The organism is Ensifer sp. GW821-FHT05G01, from assembly GCF_059419585.1.
Map to the genome: position 1 here is coordinate 50,449 of NZ_JBWKSC010000007.1, position 16,096 is coordinate 66,544.

Annotated in this window: 15 protein-coding genes; 10 read left to right on the top strand and 5 right to left on the bottom strand. The window is 63.9% G+C overall.

Annotation, left to right across the window (positions count from 1 at the left end):
* Window positions 1-30: 30 nt before the first annotated feature.
* The 8 genes from AC07UR_RS17910 to AC07UR_RS17945 all read left to right on the top strand — a co-directional run bounded on the left by AC07UR_RS17910 (window position 31) and on the right by AC07UR_RS17945 (window position 6,651).
* A complete protein-coding gene (locus AC07UR_RS17910; protein WP_209788681.1) occupies window positions 31-1,671 on the top strand; it encodes a dihydroxyacetone kinase subunit DhaK in 1,641 nt (546 codons plus the stop codon).
* A gap of 33 nt (window positions 1,672-1,704) precedes the next feature.
* Entirely contained in the window at window positions 1,705-2,313 is a 609-nt protein-coding gene (gene dhaL / locus AC07UR_RS17915) for a dihydroxyacetone kinase subunit DhaL (protein ID WP_209789694.1), read from the top strand.
* Window positions 2,310-2,708, top strand: a complete 399-nt coding sequence (dhaM, locus tag AC07UR_RS17920; RefSeq protein WP_209788684.1) for a dihydroxyacetone kinase phosphoryl donor subunit DhaM — start codon at window positions 2,310-2,312, stop codon at window positions 2,706-2,708. The genes dhaL and dhaM overlap by 4 nt, the downstream gene beginning before the upstream one ends.
* Window positions 2,708-3,049, top strand: coding sequence for an HPr family phosphocarrier protein (locus AC07UR_RS17925; protein WP_173421199.1), 342 nt, complete (start codon window positions 2,708-2,710; stop codon window positions 3,047-3,049). The genes dhaM and AC07UR_RS17925 overlap by 1 nt, the downstream gene beginning before the upstream one ends.
* Window positions 3,033-4,625: a putative PEP-binding protein gene (locus tag AC07UR_RS17930; RefSeq protein ID WP_209788687.1), complete on the top strand. Its 1,593-nt coding sequence runs from the start codon at window positions 3,033-3,035 to the stop codon at window positions 4,623-4,625. The genes AC07UR_RS17925 and AC07UR_RS17930 overlap by 17 nt, the downstream gene beginning before the upstream one ends.
* A 1-nt stretch (window position 4,626) precedes the next feature.
* Window positions 4,627-5,037 (top strand): hypothetical protein, encoded by a 411-nt coding sequence (locus tag AC07UR_RS17935; RefSeq protein WP_173421201.1) that lies wholly within the window; start codon window positions 4,627-4,629, stop codon window positions 5,035-5,037.
* Between the two features lie 59 nt (window positions 5,038-5,096).
* The gene (locus tag AC07UR_RS17940; protein ID WP_209788691.1) at window positions 5,097-6,089 is read left to right on the top strand and encodes a dihydroxyacetone kinase subunit DhaK; all 993 of its coding nucleotides are present in this window, start codon (window positions 5,097-5,099) and stop codon (window positions 6,087-6,089) included.
* A 169-nt stretch (window positions 6,090-6,258) separates the two neighbouring features.
* A complete protein-coding gene (locus tag AC07UR_RS17945) occupies window positions 6,259-6,651 on the top strand; it encodes a hypothetical protein (protein WP_173421203.1) in 393 nt (130 codons plus the stop codon).
* 91 nt (window positions 6,652-6,742) lie between these two features.
* Here AC07UR_RS17945 and AC07UR_RS17950 read toward each other — a convergent pair whose 3' ends face one another.
* Window positions 6,743-7,651 carry a LysR family transcriptional regulator gene (locus AC07UR_RS17950; RefSeq protein WP_209788694.1) on the bottom strand — a complete coding sequence of 303 codons (909 nt, stop codon included), beginning with the start codon at window positions 7,649-7,651 and terminating at the stop codon, window positions 6,743-6,745.
* Window positions 7,652-7,819: 168 nt separating this feature from the next.
* On the opposite strand from AC07UR_RS17950, the gene AC07UR_RS17955 reads away from it, so the two are divergent.
* Together AC07UR_RS17955 and pepT are read left to right on the top strand one after the other, a co-directional pair.
* The gene (locus tag AC07UR_RS17955) at window positions 7,820-9,355 is read left to right on the top strand and encodes an MFS transporter (protein ID WP_234941656.1); all 1,536 of its coding nucleotides are present in this window, start codon (window positions 7,820-7,822) and stop codon (window positions 9,353-9,355) included.
* A 136-nt stretch (window positions 9,356-9,491) separates the two neighbouring features.
* Window positions 9,492-10,724, top strand: coding sequence for a peptidase T (gene pepT / locus AC07UR_RS17960; protein WP_209788700.1), 1,233 nt, complete (start codon window positions 9,492-9,494; stop codon window positions 10,722-10,724).
* A 130-nt stretch (window positions 10,725-10,854) separates the two neighbouring features.
* Here the strand turns inward: pepT and abc-f are convergent, their stop codons facing one another.
* The 4 genes from abc-f to AC07UR_RS17980 form a co-directional block, all read right to left on the bottom strand.
* Window positions 10,855-12,477: a ribosomal protection-like ABC-F family protein gene (gene abc-f / locus AC07UR_RS17965; RefSeq protein WP_209788703.1), complete on the bottom strand. Its 1,623-nt coding sequence runs from the start codon at window positions 12,475-12,477 to the stop codon at window positions 10,855-10,857.
* Between the two features lie 143 nt (window positions 12,478-12,620).
* On the bottom strand, window positions 12,621-14,651 hold the full coding sequence (locus tag AC07UR_RS17970; RefSeq protein WP_412728339.1) for a beta-N-acetylhexosaminidase: 2,031 nt from the start codon (window positions 14,649-14,651) through the stop codon (window positions 12,621-12,623).
* Between the two features lie 11 nt (window positions 14,652-14,662).
* Window positions 14,663-15,139, bottom strand: a complete 477-nt coding sequence (locus tag AC07UR_RS17975; protein ID WP_209788711.1) for a GNAT family N-acetyltransferase — start codon at window positions 15,137-15,139, stop codon at window positions 14,663-14,665.
* 23 nt (window positions 15,140-15,162) lie between these two features.
* Window positions 15,163-16,092: an ABC transporter ATP-binding protein gene (locus AC07UR_RS17980; RefSeq protein WP_412728344.1), complete on the bottom strand. Its 930-nt coding sequence runs from the start codon at window positions 16,090-16,092 to the stop codon at window positions 15,163-15,165.
* Window positions 16,093-16,096: the final 4 nt, after the last annotated feature.

Consider the following 16,096-nt stretch of genomic DNA (forward strand, 5'->3'; position numbering starts at 1 on the left):
ATGCAACGACAAACAGACGGGTATCATTCCATGAAACATTTCTTCAATCGTCGGGAAAACATCGTCACCGAAGCGGTCGATGGTCTGCTTTTGACCAGCGGTGCGGGACGCCTCGCCCGTCTGGATACCTTCCCCGAGATCAAGGTGATCCTGCGTGCCGACTGGGACAAGTCGAAGGTGGCGATCATTTCCGGCGGCGGCGCCGGACACGAACCCTCGCATGCGGGTTTCGTCGGCAAGGGCATGCTGACAGCGGCCGTGTCGGGCGAAATCTTTGCCTCGCCAAGCGTCGACGCGGTGCTGACAGCGATCCGGGCGGTCACCGGTCCGAAGGGCGCCTTGCTGATCGTCAAGAACTATACCGGCGACCGGCTGAATTTCGGCCTTGCGGCGGAAAAGGCACGGGCCGAAGGCTTCGACGTCGACATGATCATTGTCGCCGACGATATCGCCATACCGGATATCAACCAGCCGCGCGGCGTCGCCGGCACGCTGTTCGTCCACAAGATCGCCGGCTTTCATGCCGAGGCGGGCGAGGACCTGGCATCGGTCGCAGCCCACGCCGCTAGCGCCGCCGGCGACATCATTTCGCTCGGCATGTCGCTCAGCACCTGCAGCGTGCCCGGCCAGGCGCACGAAGATCGCCTCGGCGAGGCTGAAGGCGAGCTGGGGCTCGGCATCCACGGCGAGCCGGGCGTCGAACGCATCGCGCTTCAACCGGTCGCCGATATCGTCGCCACCATGACTGCGCGACTTGCGGCAGCGCAGCGCGAGGCAGGGCCGCACGCGCTGTTGATCAACAATCTCGGCGCCGTGCCACCGCTGGAAATGAGCGTTATTGCCAATGCCGTGCTGTCGTCCCCGCTTGCCGCCAGCGTCAAGCTGATCATCGGGCCGGCGCCGATGATGACGGCGCTCAACATGAACGGCTTCTCGCTCTCGCTCATTACGCTGGACGACAGCCGTGAGGCAGCGCTTGCGGCAGCGGTCGCGCCGCATGCCTGGATTCCCGTTGTCGAGCGCCACGCCATCGTCGTGCTTCCCGCACCGAAGGTCGCCGCCAAATCCAATGGCGCGGCTGCGGCCAGCGACGACGAGCGCACGAAGCGGCTGATCGCGGCGCTCTGCGAACATCTGGTCTCGCTTGAGGGCGAACTCAACAGGCTCGACGGCCGTGTCGGCGATGGCGACACCGGCTCGACGGTTGCCACCGGAGCGCGCAGCGTCCTGGCCCGGCTGTCGGGTCTGCCGCTGAAGCAGCCGGCAGCAACACTGGCGTCGATCGGCGATATCCTCAGCACCAGCATGGGCGGCTCAAGTGGCGTGCTTCTGTCGATCTTCTTCACCGCTGCCGCCAAGGCGATGACGGAAAAGGCGGATATCGCAGCGGCGCTGCTTGCCGGGCTTGACCGGATGACGTTCTATGGTGGCGCCGAGGTCGGCGATCGCACCATGGTCGACGCGCTTGCCCCGGCACTCAAGGCCCTGACCTCGGGAAGCGTTTCGGCAGCGGCAGAAGCAGCGGCCGCCGGCGCGGAATCGACCAGGACCATGAAGAAGGCCAAGGCCGGCCGCGCTTCCTATGTCGGCGAGAAGGATCTCGAAGGCGTGCCGGATCCGGGCGCGGTGGCGGTTGCCGGCGTGTTCGAGGTCGCGGCGGCCATGGCATAAGGCGACGAAGCGGCTGGGAGGACGCTGGTGCAGATGGAACCGATGCTGATTGCCGGCTTGATCGAAGTTTGCCGCGCGACCATCGCGGCCAACAGCGACCATCTGTGCGCGCTCGATCGCGCCATCGGCGACGGAGACCATGGCACCAACATGCGGCGCGGCTGTGAGGCAGTCAGCGCCGAGGAAGCCAATCTTTCCAGCCTGCCTTTGCCCGATGCCGTCGAGAAGATCGGCTTGACGCTGGTGATGAACATCGGCGGCGCAGCCGGGCCGCTCTATGGGACATTGCTTATGGAAATGGGCCGCGAACTTCGCACCCAGGAGGCAGGTGGTGCGTTTCCGATCATCCTGAAGCGCGCTATCGATGCAGTGGCGCGGCGGGGCCGGGCGACCGCCGGCGACAAGACCCTGCTCGACGTTCTCTATCCGGTGCAGGATGCACTTGCACACCGCTCCCGGCTGTCGGATATAGCCCGCCGGGCCGAACTGTCCGCCAACGACACCGCCCCGATGAAGGCGATGCGCGGCCGCGCGGCCTATCTCGGCGACCGTTCGATCGGCCATGTCGATCCGGGTGCGTCGAGTTGCGCCCTGCTGACCGTAGCCATTTGCCGGTACCTTGAGGAGAACCGCCCGGAATGACCGCAACGACCATGAACGTGGGCATCGTCATCGTCTCTCACTCGCCGCTGGTGGCGCGGGGCATCGCCGACATGGTCAGGCAGATGGTGGGCGATAGCGTGCCGCTAGCCTGGTCTGGCGGCAATGTTCACGGAGAACTCGGCACCGATGCCACCGGCATTCTGCGGGCGATCGAAAGCGCCTGGTCGGAGGCCGGCGTTGCCGTCTTCGTCGATCTCGGCGGCGCCGAGACCAACAGCGAAATGGCCATCGAAATGCTGGGTGCGCCCCGTTCTGCCAGGGTGTCGATCTGCAACGCGCCGCTTGTCGAGGGTGCGGTCATGGCCGCGGCCGAAGCCTCGGGCGGCGCCTCGCTTTCCAAGGTCGTCGCGACTGCCGAGGAGCTTTCGCCCTGATGAGCGGATCGAGGCTAACCATAGGAGAGGTCGAACCATTGGCTGCCAAGTGCCAGACGGAAATCGAGGTCAAGCATGGCGTGGGGCTGCATGCGCGCCCGTCCGTGACCTTTACCCGGCTTGCGAAGTCATTTCCCTGCTCGATCGAAGTCGCCGTCAACGGCAGCGACATATGGCTGAACGGCAAGAGCATCATCAAGATCATGGGCGCGAGGATCAGGAAGGGTTCGATCCTCAGGATCCGGGCGGATGGCGTTCTCGCCGAGGAAGCGATCCGCGCGCTCAAGGAACTCATCGAGCGAAACTTCGATGAAGACAAGAAGCATGGCCGCACCACGTAAGCTCCAGGCGACAGGCGCCTCCCCCGGCACAGCATCCGGCCCGGTCTATCTCGCGGAAAGGTCGACATTGGTCCCCATGCCTGTTGCGCCACGGGCGTCCGACCCAGGCACGCTGGCGCAGGCCGTCGAAACCGCGGTCGCTGCGCTTCAGCATCTTGCCGATCGGGTGGACGACGACAGCAGGGATATCATCGATTTCCAGATCGAGGTCTTGCGCGATCCGACGATTGCAGAAATGACAGAAGAACGCGTCAGCGCCGGAGAGCACAGCGTCTTCGCCTGGGTGGCCGCCATCGATGCCCATGTTGCCGAACTCGAGGGTGCCGATGAGGAAGAAGTGCGCGCCCGCGCCGTCGATATCCTCGACATCAAGAACCGCGTGCTCGGCATCTGGTCCGGCACACCCATCGAAGACTTTCCGGCCGGCTCGATCTTCGTCGGCAAGGACATCGAGCCGAGCCGGTTTCTGGGCCATGATTGGTCCGCAGGGGGCGGCATCGTGCTTTTTGGCGGCAGCGCCGCCGGCCATGTCGCGCTGCTTGCCCGCGCGAAATCCATCCCGATGGTGGTCGGCTGTGATCGATTTGACGTGGCCACGGACAGCCAGGTGCGGATTGACGGCGATGCCGGCATGGTCTTTCTCGATGCGCAAGCTGAGGGTCTGTCGTCGGCGCCGGCGCGCGTGCCATCACAGACCCACGCAGCTGCGATTGACCATGGCAAGCTGCAGACATCGGACGGCGTCCCCATCCTGCTGTCGATCAATGTCAACGACCCCTCGGAGATCGACGGCATCGGCGCGACGACGACTGCGGGGATCGGATTGATGCGCTCGGAATTCGCCGTGCGCTCGCTTGCGGACGCAGCCAACGAAGACAAGCAGTTCCAGATCTATCGGCGCGCGCTGGAATGGGCGGGTGGCGAGCCCGTGACGATCCGCATGCTCGACATCGGTGGCGACAAACCGCTCTCTGGCCTCGACGACGGTACGGGCGCCATGGGCATGCGCGGGATCCGGCTGCTTCTCGCCCGGCCGGAAATCGCCCGGGTTCAGGCCCGGGCCCTCCTGCGTGCCGCCCCTTTCGGCAACCTGCGCGTGCTACTGCCGATGGTGACCTTTCCTTCCGAGATCGACGACATGCGGCAGATCTTTGCCCAGGAAGCCGAGTTGCTGCTTCACCGCAAGATAGCCCATCGCATTCCACAGATCGGCATGATGGTCGAAGTGCCGGCCGCAGCCCTGATGCTCGATACATTCGACAACGCCGAGTTCTTTTCCTTCGGCACCAACGATCTTGCGCAGTACCTGGCGGCATCGGCTCGCGATGGCTCCGACATCAGGGATTATCGCGACAAGGCGGCTGCGGCTGTTCTGCGTCTCATTGCCCAGACAATGGCGCTGAGCGCCGGCAAGCCCGTCAGTATTTGCGGGGACATGGCCGGCAATCCGTCCTTCCTGCCGGCGCTGCTCGCTGCGGGGCTCAGACATTTTTCCGTGGCGCCGGCACAACGTCCCGCGATAGGATCGGCGCTTGTCGGGCTGAATGCCGACGGGACCAGGGCAGCCGGAGACTAGAATGGCGCGCGAAGACAACGAAGACGCCATCATCGCCTACAAATCCATTCTGGCGCAGATCATCGACAACCGCCCATCCGGGACGCGCCAGCGGCTCGCGACCGAGCTTGGAAAACACCGCAGCTTCGTCACGCAGATCACCAGTCCGACCTATGCGACGCCACTGCCTGCCCGTCATCTCGCGACGATCTTTCGCGTCTGCCATTTCAGCGCTGCCGAGCAGGAACGGTTCCTTGCTGCCTACCAGAATGCGCATCCCGGAAAACTGCCGGAGCTCGGGTCGTCGGAAAAGCTGCGTCACCTGTCGCTGATGGTCCCCGATTTTGGTGACGAGCGACGGAACCGGTTGCTGGAGGAGGCGATCTCCGAACTCGTGCAGAAGATCGCCGCGATCTCGGGTGGACCGGAATGACGTCCACGTACAGGCCCGCCGCTGAACAGTAAGACAGTCGTCGCCTTGGGAGGGGCTCGATGAAGAAGTTTATGAACACTGCGGAAACCATGGCGGCCGAAAGCGTCGAAGGCTTCGTGCGTGCCCATGAGACGTTCGTCGTGTTCGGAGCGGACAAAAGATGCGTTCGGCGGCGGCATCTTCTGCCCGGCAAGGTCGCCGTCATCTCCGGCGGCGGCGCCGGCCACGAGCCGATGCACATCGGCTTTGTCGGCCAGGGCATGCTGGACGCCGCCTGCGTCGGGCACGTCTTCACCTCGCCGACGCCGAGCCAGATCATCAGCGCCATCGAAGAGACGGACAGCGGCAATGGCTGCCTGCTGATCGTCAAGAATTACGATGGCGACATCATGAACTTCGAGATGGCGATGGAGATGGCGGCGGGCCGCCACGACATCGCAACCGTGATCGTTGCCGACGACATCGAAACGGCGCGGGTCGGCGAAGGGCATGGGCGGCGCGGCGTTGCCGGAACGCTCGTCGTCGAGAAACTGCTAGGCGCGGCCGCCGAGCAGGGCATGCCCTTGCAGGCGTTGAAACAGCTCGGAGACGGATTGAGCGCGCGGATACGATCGATGGGCGTCGCACTCAACGGCGTGACTGTTCCGCACACGCAACGCACCACCTTCGCACTCGGCGCCGGCGAAATGGAAGTCGGGATCGGCATCCATGGCGAGCCCGGGCATTCGAGGCAGCCCTTCGCCGCCTCGGACGCAATCGTCCACCAACTCTGCGAAACCATCGTCGGCGACATCGCGGTGCAGCCCGGCGCCAAGGCGCTGCTCTTCGTCAACGGCCTTGGCGGAACCCCACCTGCCGAACTTTACCTGGCGTACAACGCCGCCCGCCGTTTCATGGAGAAACAGGGCATTGCCATCGAGCGCTCGCTGGTCGGGACCTATGTCACGTCGCTCGACATGCAGGGTCTGTCGATCACGCTCGCTCTTCTGACCGCGGAAGAGCTGCAATTGTGGGACTTCCCCGTAATGACCGCAGCGCTGCGGTGGTCGTAAACCCGAGCCTTGGGACCTCCCGTCACGCGTGGAGATTGGCCGCCTCTGCCGCATCGTGCGCACAGGCGCGTTGCAATCTCTGATCGGCGAAACGCTTCATTAACGCGATTCACTTAGCTGCCCGTACCCCGGCGTCTCGCCGGCTAACCACGTATGAGTTGCAAGTGACATGCCCCCATTGACTGCCCCGGTTCACAATTTTCATCAAAAGATTGAATCGTTCTGCGAGCTGCGGCTCGCCCGAGCCCTTCCCAAGCACGACTACGACAACCTGCGCCATTACATGCTGGATTTCGTGGTCAGGCGCGCAATGCCGCCCCAGACCGGCAACAAGCTCGACTGGAAGGAAATTGGCCTCGCCTGCGATCTCGATGATGACAGCCTGCGGATCACGAAACGCCTCGCCAAACACGGCTTCGAGGCCATCATCCGCTGGCTGAAGGGGCCAAGCGCCAGCAAGCCAGACAGAAAAGTGCCGACCGGCCAAGGCTGGGTCAAGGCGCCGGCGGCACCGGCGCGCAGGATCGGTCTGGAACAGCGACGCTTCGCCACCACGCGGTAATTGTCCGCCCACAGCGTCCTCACAGGCGGGGACGCTCCAGCCGCTAATGGCGGCGGACACGACCTCCAAGAATCAGTCGCGCCCGCAGCCCTCAGGACGCAGCAAGTTCGATCTTCGGCCATGTCTTTTGTGCCGACATGTCGGATTCAGTTGAGACTGCGTGCCGCTCACGGAAGGCGGCAGCTAGAGTTTGCAGGGCCTTGCGGGACCGCGCATCGGTCAAAGTCGAATGCAGAACGATCTCCGAGGACGGAAGCGGCGGCAGGCCAAACTGCTTGCTGACTTCGATCGTATCGGAAGGCGCAAGGCGGCAGGAGAACGGACCGACCGCCAGGCCCGCCGAGACGGCGGCGTTGACGGCGGTCGACACGCCGACGAACACCTCCACCCAGGGAACGCCGGCCGCATCGAGCGCGCGTGTCGCGATATCGCGCACACCACAGAGCGGTGCCAGCGCTGCAAGGCGAAGCGGTTCGCCAGGCGCGCGCTTGAAGCCGGGTGACGCGAACCAGCCGAAATGTTCCGGCCCGAGCGTCTCGCCGTCGCGCCGATCCTCGTCGCGCCGGATGATGACGGCATCGAGCTCTCCGCGGTCGAAGGCGCCAAGCAGATTTCGAGACGTTTCCAGCCGAACCTCGATGCACAGCCCCGGATCATGGGCATAAAGACGCGCCAGCAATGTCGGCACTTCCGGCCCGGCCACATGGGCCGCGATACCGAGGCCGAAGCGGCGCCGCGTGGACGAAAGCCCGGCAAGCGCCCGCTCGTGCGCCGCAAGGAACTCCCGTGCGCCTTCTATGAAGACGGCGCCCTGTGCCGAGAGACGCACCTGCCTTGGCGTGCGTTCCAGCAGCCGCACGCCGAGCCGATCTTCAAGCCGCTTCAGCTTGACGCTGATCGCCCCTTGCGTGCTGCCGAGAAACTCCGCCGCGCGGGTAAAGCTCTGGAAATCGGCGATCGCGACAAAGGCCTGTACCGCATCCACATCCAGCGTCGTCATTGCATCTATCCGATTTTGCTATCTCTGAAATAGCTATCCATACAATTCAGTTGTGATCAAGGCCCGATTATGGTGCCCCTGCCAATCGAGATCAAATCGCGCGGAGCGCATGGAAGAGCCGGCGTCGGCGCGTCCTTCATCCCGCCGCAGCATTGAAAGATCATGAGAATGAACGAACCCATCAACCGCCGCAGCGCGTTGGCACTGGCAGCCGTCTGCCTCTCCACCGCGATGTTCGGCCTGGAGATATCGAGCATCCCGGCGATCCTGCCAACGCTGGAGCAGGTCCTCGGCGCTGACTTCAAACAGCTGCAATGGATCATGAACGCCTACACTATCGCCGTCACCGCCGTGCTGATGGCCGCGGGAACGCTGGCCGATCGCTACGGCCGCAAGCGCATCTTCGTCACCGGAATTGTCGCCTTCGGCATCGCTTCGCTGATCTGCGGGCTGACCGACAACGCCTCGGTGTTGATCATCGCACGCTTTCTCCAGGGCATGGCCGGCGGCGTAATGCTGATCTGCCAGATCGCCGTTCTTTCGCACCAGTTCCCATCCGGCCGCCAGCGCGGGATCGCCTTCAGCTGGTGGGGCACCATCTTCGGTCTGGGCCTCGGCTTCGGCCCGATCATCGGCGGCGCAACGGTTGCACTTCTGAGCTGGGAATGGGTGTTTCTCGTTCACGTCGTGCTTTCGGGCGTCGCGGTGGCGCTGGCGCTCGCAGGTGTGCAGGAATCGCGCGATCCGGGTGCCGAGCGCCTCGATATCGCCGGGATCGTCACCTTGTCAGTCGCGGTCTTCTGCCTCGCCTATTTCATCACGCAAGGGCCCGAACTCGGATTTGCCAGCCCGACCGCATTGTCGATCCTTGGCCTTGCCGTCGTCAGCCTGATCGGCTTCGTCATTGCCGAAAAAGTCAGTGCCCGGCCTATGTTCGATTTTTCGGTGTTCCGCGTCCGCAGCTTCTCCGGTGCCCTGTTCGGATCGATGGGCATGAACATCAGTTTCTGGCCGTTCATGATCTACCTGCCGATCTGGTTTCAGGCAGGCCTTGGCTATGACGGCGTCACCGCGAGCGTGGCACTTCTCGCCTATACGCTTCCCCCACTGGTCATCCCGCCCTTTGCCGAACGCCTCATGCTGCGCTTCCGTCCGGGGATCGTCATCCCCGCCGGCCTGTTCACGATCGGTCTCGGCTTCCTGATGATGAAGATCGGCAGCAGCCATGCCGACGCCAGCTGGCTGACGATGCTGCCGGGATGCGTGGTCGCGGGCATCGGCATCGGCCTGACCAACACCACCGTCACCAACGCCGCGACCGGTGCTGTCGCCGCCGAACGGGTTGGCATGGCCTCGGGGATAGACACCAGTGCCCGGATGATTTCGCTCGCGATCAACATCGCCCTGATGGGCCTGATATTGGTCGAAGGCGTACTGTCCTCGCTGCAAAGCTCATTTGCCGGACAAATAACCGTAAGCGAACTGCGCGGCCTCGCCGAAAAGATCTCCGCAGGCGGCACGTTGGACGCCGGCTACGGCATGTCGGAGAGCGTCATCCATGCGGCGCTCAGTGAGGGATTTGGCTGGGTCATGCTCTACGGCATGGTCGGTGTCTGGCTATCGGCCGCCGCAAGCCTGTTCGTCTTCGGTCTTCGCCCGAAGGCGGAAACGGCACTTGCCTGTTCAACAGCGAAATCGTCGTAACGTCCGCAACCGACCACGAACCGCCTTCGCCGCGTCGACAAAACCCGTCGGCGTGGCGAAAAGACCATTCACGGTAGTGGCGGCGATGCGCTATAGCGGGATTATCGTTGACGCAGATATATTGGACGCTTTGCCCATGACCGACACTGTTATCGATCGCTTCCTTCGCTACGTCGTTATCGACACCCAATCGGATGCCAAGTCGAAAACCACGCCCACCACCGAGAAGCAGAAGACGCTCGGCCGGTTGCTGGTCGACGAACTCCAGGCGATGGGCGTGTCGGACGCGCATCTCGACGAACACGGCTATGTCTACGCCACCATTCCGTCGAACGTCGACAAGCCGGTCCCGGTCATCTGCTTCTGCTCGCACATGGATACGGCGCCGGATTTCACCGGCACCAACGTCAAGCCGCAGATCGTCAGGAATTACCAGGGCGGCGACATCCGCCTCACCGGCGACCCGCAACAGGTCATCCGCGTCAGCGAGCACCCTGTTCTGCTCGACCAGATCGGCAACGACATCATCACCACCGACGGGACGACGCTTCTGGGTGCCGACGACAAGGCCGGCGTTGCCGAGATCATGTCGGCAGCGCAAATCCTGATGGACAATCCCGATATCAAACACGGCGCCATCCGCATCCTCTTCACGCCCGACGAGGAGGTCGGCCGCGGGGCCGACAAGGTCGACCTGAAGAAGCTCGGCGCCCAGTTCGGCTACACCATCGACGGTGAGACCGCCGGCCATATCGAGGATGAGACCTTTTCCGCCGACGGCGTCGAGATCACCATCGCCGGTGTTGCCATCCATCCGGGCTTTGCCAAGGGCAAGATGGAAAACGCCATCAAGATCGCCGGCGCCATCATCGATCGTCTGCCGAAGGACATCGCGCCTGAAAGCACCGAGGGCCGAGAAGGCTTCATCCACCCGACCGGCGTCACCGGCACGATGGAAAAGGCGAGCCTCAGCCTGATCGTGCGCGATTTCGAGGACGAGGGCCTTGCGACCAAGGAGGCCCTGATCGAAGGCATCGTCAAACAAGTCATCGCCGCCTATCCGGGCTCTTCCTACACCTTCGAGGTCAAGCAGCAGTATCGCAACATGAAGGCGATCCTCGCCCGCAATCCCGAGATCACCGAAAATGCCCTGGAAGCGGTGCGCCGTGCGGGCATGACGCCGGTGCGCGGCAGCATCCGCGGCGGCACCGACGGTTCGCGCCTGTCGTTCATGGGACTGCCCTGCCCCAACATCTTCGCCGGTGGCCATGCCTTCCACTCGCCGCTCGAATGGGTGAGCCGCCAGGACATGGAGAGCGCCGTCAAAACACTGGTCGAACTCGCCAAGGTCTGGGAAGAGCGCGCCTGACGCCGGTCGTCCGAACCGCCGCAACGGTTTCGAGATAAGATGATCAACAAAGAAAGGGCCGAAGCACATAACGCGCTTCGGCCCTTGTCGTTTCAGACCATTGTCGCGGCGTGGCCGCGATCGATCGAAATCAGCTGCGCAGACCTGGCGCTTCCTGGCCGGTGCGTGCGACATATTCGGTATAACCGCCGCCATACTGATGCACGCCCTCGGGCGTCAACTCCAGCACGCGGTTCGATAGCGCCGCCAGGAAGTGGCGGTCGTGCGACACGAACAGCATCGTGCCCTCGTACTGCTCCAGGGCCTTGATCAGCATTTCCTTTGTGTCGAGATCGAGGTGGTTGGTCGGCTCGTCGAGCACCAGCAGGTTCGGCGGATCGAACAGCATCATCGCCATGACCAGCCGTGCCTTCTCGCCACCCGAAAGCACTCGGCAGCGCTTCTCGACGTCGTCGCCGGAAAAGCCGAAGCAGCCGGCAAGCGCACGGAGCGGCCCCTGGCCAGCCTGCGGGAAGGCGTCTTCGAGCGATTGGAACACCGTACGCTCGCCGTCGAGCAGGTCCATGGCGTGCTGGGCGAAGTAACCCATCTTCACGCTGGCGCCGAGCGCGACGCTGCCTTCGTCCGGATCGGTCGAGCCCGTCACCAGCTTCAGAAGCGTAGACTTGCCGGCGCCGTTGATACCCATGATGCACCAGCGCTCGCGGCGGCGGACCATGAAATCGAGGCCTTCATAGATGCTGCGCTCGCCGTACTTCTTGTGCACGTTCTTGATGTTGATGACATCTTCGCCTGAGCGCGGCGCCGGGCGGAACTCGAACGACACGGCTTGCCGGCGCTTGGGCGGCTCGACCCGGTCGATCTTGTCGAGCTTCTTGACCCGGCTCTGCACCTGGGCTGCGTGCGAGGCACGCGCCTTGAAGCGCTCGATGAACTTGATTTCCTTGGCAAGCATCGCCTGCTGGCGCTCGAACTGCGCCAGCTGGTGCTTTTCGTTCTGCGCCCGCTGCTGCTCGTAAAAGCCGTAGTCGCCGGAATAGCTGTTGAGCTGGCCGCCGTCGATTTCCACCACCTTGGTGATGATCCGGTTCATGAACTCGCGGTCGTGCGAGGTCATCAGGAGTGCGCCTTCGTAGCCCTTGAGGAAGGCCTCGAGCCAGATCAGGCTTTCGAGATCCAGATGGTTGCTCGGCTCGTCGAGCAGCATGACATCAGGGCGCATCAACAGGATGCGGGCGAGTGCAACGCGCATTTTCCAGCCGCCCGAAAGCGCGCCGACGTCGCCGTCCATCATCTCCTGGGAGAAGCTGAGGCCCGCAAGCACTTCGCGCGCGCGGCCTTCGAGCGCATAACCGTCGAGTTCCTCGTAGCGCGCCTGCACTTCGCCGTAGCGCTCGATGATCGCGTCCATCTCGTCGAGACGATCGGGATCGACCATGGCGGCTTCAAGCTCGTGCAGTTCGGCGGCAACGGTGCTCACCGGCCCGGCGCCGTTCATCACCTCGGCCACGGCGCTGCCGCCCGCCATTTCGCCGACGTCCTGATTGAAGTAACCGATCGTCACACCCTTATCGACGGCGACCTGGCCTTCATCGGGCATCTCTTCACCCGTTATCATCCGGAAGAGAGACGTCTTGCCCGCACCGTTGGGGCCGACGAGGCCGACCTTCTCGCCCTTGTTGAGGGCCGCGGATGCCTCGATGAAGAGGATCCGGTGGCTGAGCTGCTTGCTGATATTCTCGATACGAATCATGTTTTAGGGGCCCGAAACGTTGCGGCGCCCTTATGTCACGGGTGACGGCCACGCCGCAAACGTTGATTCGCGGCGTCTGCCCATCCAAAAATGCAAGGGGCACGGGGCATCAAATTGCTTTGTCGCCCCGTCGAGCCACAGGCCTACTGCTCGGAATAGAAGCCGTAGAGGACAGGCATCAGCCCGACCAGCGCCTCGAAGCGCTTGAAATTCTTGCGCTCCGGGCGGGTCCAGCCCGTTTCGGCCAGTGCCGACAGTCGCGGAAACACCAGCCGGTCGAACACGCCGCGATCGGTCATCGGCTCCGACCAGATGCAGCATTGCAATCCGCGCAGATGCTTTTTTTGGGCCTCAGTCCAGCCTTCGATCGGATCGAACAGGTAGAGTTTTTCCGGATCCGACCACCCGGCCCAGCTGCCGCCGGGCTCGGACCAGGCCGGGCTGTTGGCCATGTCGAGATAATAAACCTGCCCCGGGCAGACGACGATGTCGTAGCCTTCACCGGCAAGCTCGGCATTGGCCTCGACCGTCCGCCAGCCGAACAGCAACGACTTTTGCTTGTCGATCACGTTGCCATGGGCGGCCTCCTGCCAGCCGCCGGTGACACAGCCGCGGCTTGCAAGGAACCCCTGCACGCGCGCGAGAAACTCCGCCTGCAGCACGGCAGCACCCGACCCGTCGATCTCGTCGGCGCCATGCGTGTTGGTGACGACATTCAGCCGTTTGGCGTGAGCCTCCGCCATCTCGTCGCCGGCGACGGTCCGCAGACGTTCAAGCGCCTCAGGCGAACCCGACCACGCGCCAAGCGGCACTTCGTCGGCACCGACATGGATGATCTTCGACGGGAAGAGGTCGATCAGTTCGTCGAAGACGACTTCGAGCACACGATAGGTTTCCTCGCGCACCGGGTTCAGACAATTGTCCGGGAACCCCTGCACCGAATAGTAGCTGCCGGCCTCTTCAGGATCGCGCAGCTCGGGAATGGCCTGCAGCATGGCGAAAGAATGGCCGGGAACGTCGATCTCCGGCATCACCTCGATACCCAGTGTCGCGGCAAGCGCGACGATCTCGCGGACGGCCGCCTTGGTGTAGTAGCCGCCGGTGACATCAGGGCCGGAGCCGAGCAGCGGCGGGATCTTGCGGCCATGGCCGCGCCACGCACCCACGTCGGTCAATGCCGGATAGGCATCGATCTCGATCCGCCAGGCCTCGTCGTCGGAGAGGTGCCAGTGGAAACGGTTGAGCTTGTTCCAGGCCATCAGCCGCAGGAACCGCGAGACCTCGGCGGTGCTGTAGAACTGACGGGCAACGTCGAGATGCGTGCCGCGCCAGCCGAGCGCCGGTTCGTCCCGGATCTCACCGCCGGCCGGAAACAGGAACGTTCCCGGATGGAGCCGCGCGCCGCGCAGAATCTGGCCGAGCGTGATCAGGCCATAGAGCAGACCAGTGCGCGTGCCGCCGGTCACCGCAACGCCGGCCGGCGAGAACCGGATGACATAGCCTTCCTCCGCAAGGTCACCTGCGAGCGCGAGCGTTGCCGGAAGGCCGCCTTCCGCGACCGGGCGCACAATTCCTTCGACCGGAAACAGGCTGGCTGTGAGGTCCGCAAATGCTTCCGCCGCGGCCGCGGCCTCTGGCCCCTCCGGCGCTAGATCGAGCCCAAGCGGCGGCGTCAGGCGACCGGAGACGGATACCTCCTGCGGCCAGGGCACGATGGAAACGGCGACCGGCGCGACTTTCGGCACAGGGTAGATGACCGCGCCGCGCTTCAGCTCGGCATTGTCGCCATGGGCCCGCGACGGCACGACGGAGATCGGCGCCGTGCTGCCATCGGCAAGAACGAGATAGGCGGAGTTGGCACCGTCGGTCCAGTGTTGCGGCGCGAAGCTCATGCCATGGGCCTTCACGGTCCACACAGCTCCCGGCTGCAGCACCAGGTCGGCCGGCGGCGCAAACTCGGAATGATTGGATAGCCGGCTCAGTAAAGCACCACCTTCGACGGTGGCAGCCGGGTCGATGCGGGCAGGCCCGGAAACGCAAAGGCGGAAGTCCTTCAGCGGGCGATCGGAGGCGTTCGTCAATGTCAGCGAGTAAACCGCTTGGGTATCCGTCTTTGCCGGCGTCCAGAGTGTTTCCAGCCGAAATTCCGGTTTGGTGGCGATCGTCATCATCATCTCCTGCAGGGCTATTCGTCGATCTTGAGCATGCCGGCGTAAATGCCGGGCGCGGAATTGGGGATCGGCATCGCATCGACGGTCTTCTCGTAGAACTCCGACGGCCCGACATCGCCGATGATGACGTAGGCGTAGCCCATCGTCTTCAAATCGAGCAGAGAGGCAAGCAGCAACGCGTGCCCGATGCCTTCGCCGCGAGCCGCCTCATCGACGCCGGTCGGACCGAAGAACCCACGCGCGATCGATTCATGGCAGGCAAAGCCAAGGAGACGCCCGTTTCGCGTGGCGAGAAAGCAGGTCGGAGGCTGACGCGCGAGCGCGACGGCGGTCTCGCCAGCCCAACCCGCACCGAATTTTTCCCGAACCCACGCGGTCACCAGTTCGAACTCGGGCGCCAAAGCGCGCCTGATCGTCACCCCGGCCGCCTCCATCCGCAGGTCGAGGTCGGGTTTTGGTCGAAGCAGAGATAGATTGACGAGATAATCCATGAGCAAACCTGTTGTACTGGGCGTTAGGCGGCGCCAAGCGCGCGCACGAAGTGGTTGGGGCCGACCTGTTCGACCACGCTGGAGACCGGGCGGCTGACGCGACGGACTTCCTCGGCATGACCGAGGAAGCGGGCGCTTGCACCAGGCACGAAGGGGCGATCGGGATCGGGAACTGCAGAGAGCAGCAGTTGCGTATAGGGGTGACGCGCATCGCCGATCACCGCTTCCGTCTCGCCCCATTCGACCATCTGGCCCGCAAACATCACCACCACGTCTTCGGCAATGTGCGCGGCCGTGGCGATATCGTGGGTGATGTAGAGCATGGCGAGAGCGCGATCGCGTTTGATGCCGGCCAGCAGTTCGAGGATATCCAGTCGGATCGAGACGTCGAGCATCGATGTCGGCTCGTCGGCGACGAGGACGTCGGGCCGAACGGCGAGCGCCCGGGCGATGTTGACGCGCTGGCGTTGGCCACCGGAAAGCGCATGCGGAAACTTGTGCGCGGTCAGGGCCGGGTCGAGACCGACATCGCTCAACAGCGTGTCGACGGCCTGCCGCAACTGCGCCCTGCCCCTGGCGTGACCGTGCAGGGCGAGCGGTCTTGCCAGGTGATGATAGACCGTGAAGACAGGATTGAGCGATGCGAATGGATCCTGGAACACCATCTGGACGGCGCGGCGATAGGCTTTCTCGTCGGCAGCGTTCCCGACGGTGGTGATATCGCGGCCGCGAAACTGCATCGATCCCGCGGTCGGAGCATCCATGCGCGCGATGATGCGGGCGCATGTCGTCTTGCCGCAGCCGGATTCGCCGACCAGAGCCAGCGCACGGCCCGGTCTCAGCGCCAGCGAGATGCCGCGGAGCGCCTCGACATGACCAAAACTGCGCGCGATCGCCTCGAGCTGGACGATCGCGTCGGTTGGCGTCGGCACGACAGGTGAAGCGACGGGCATGACG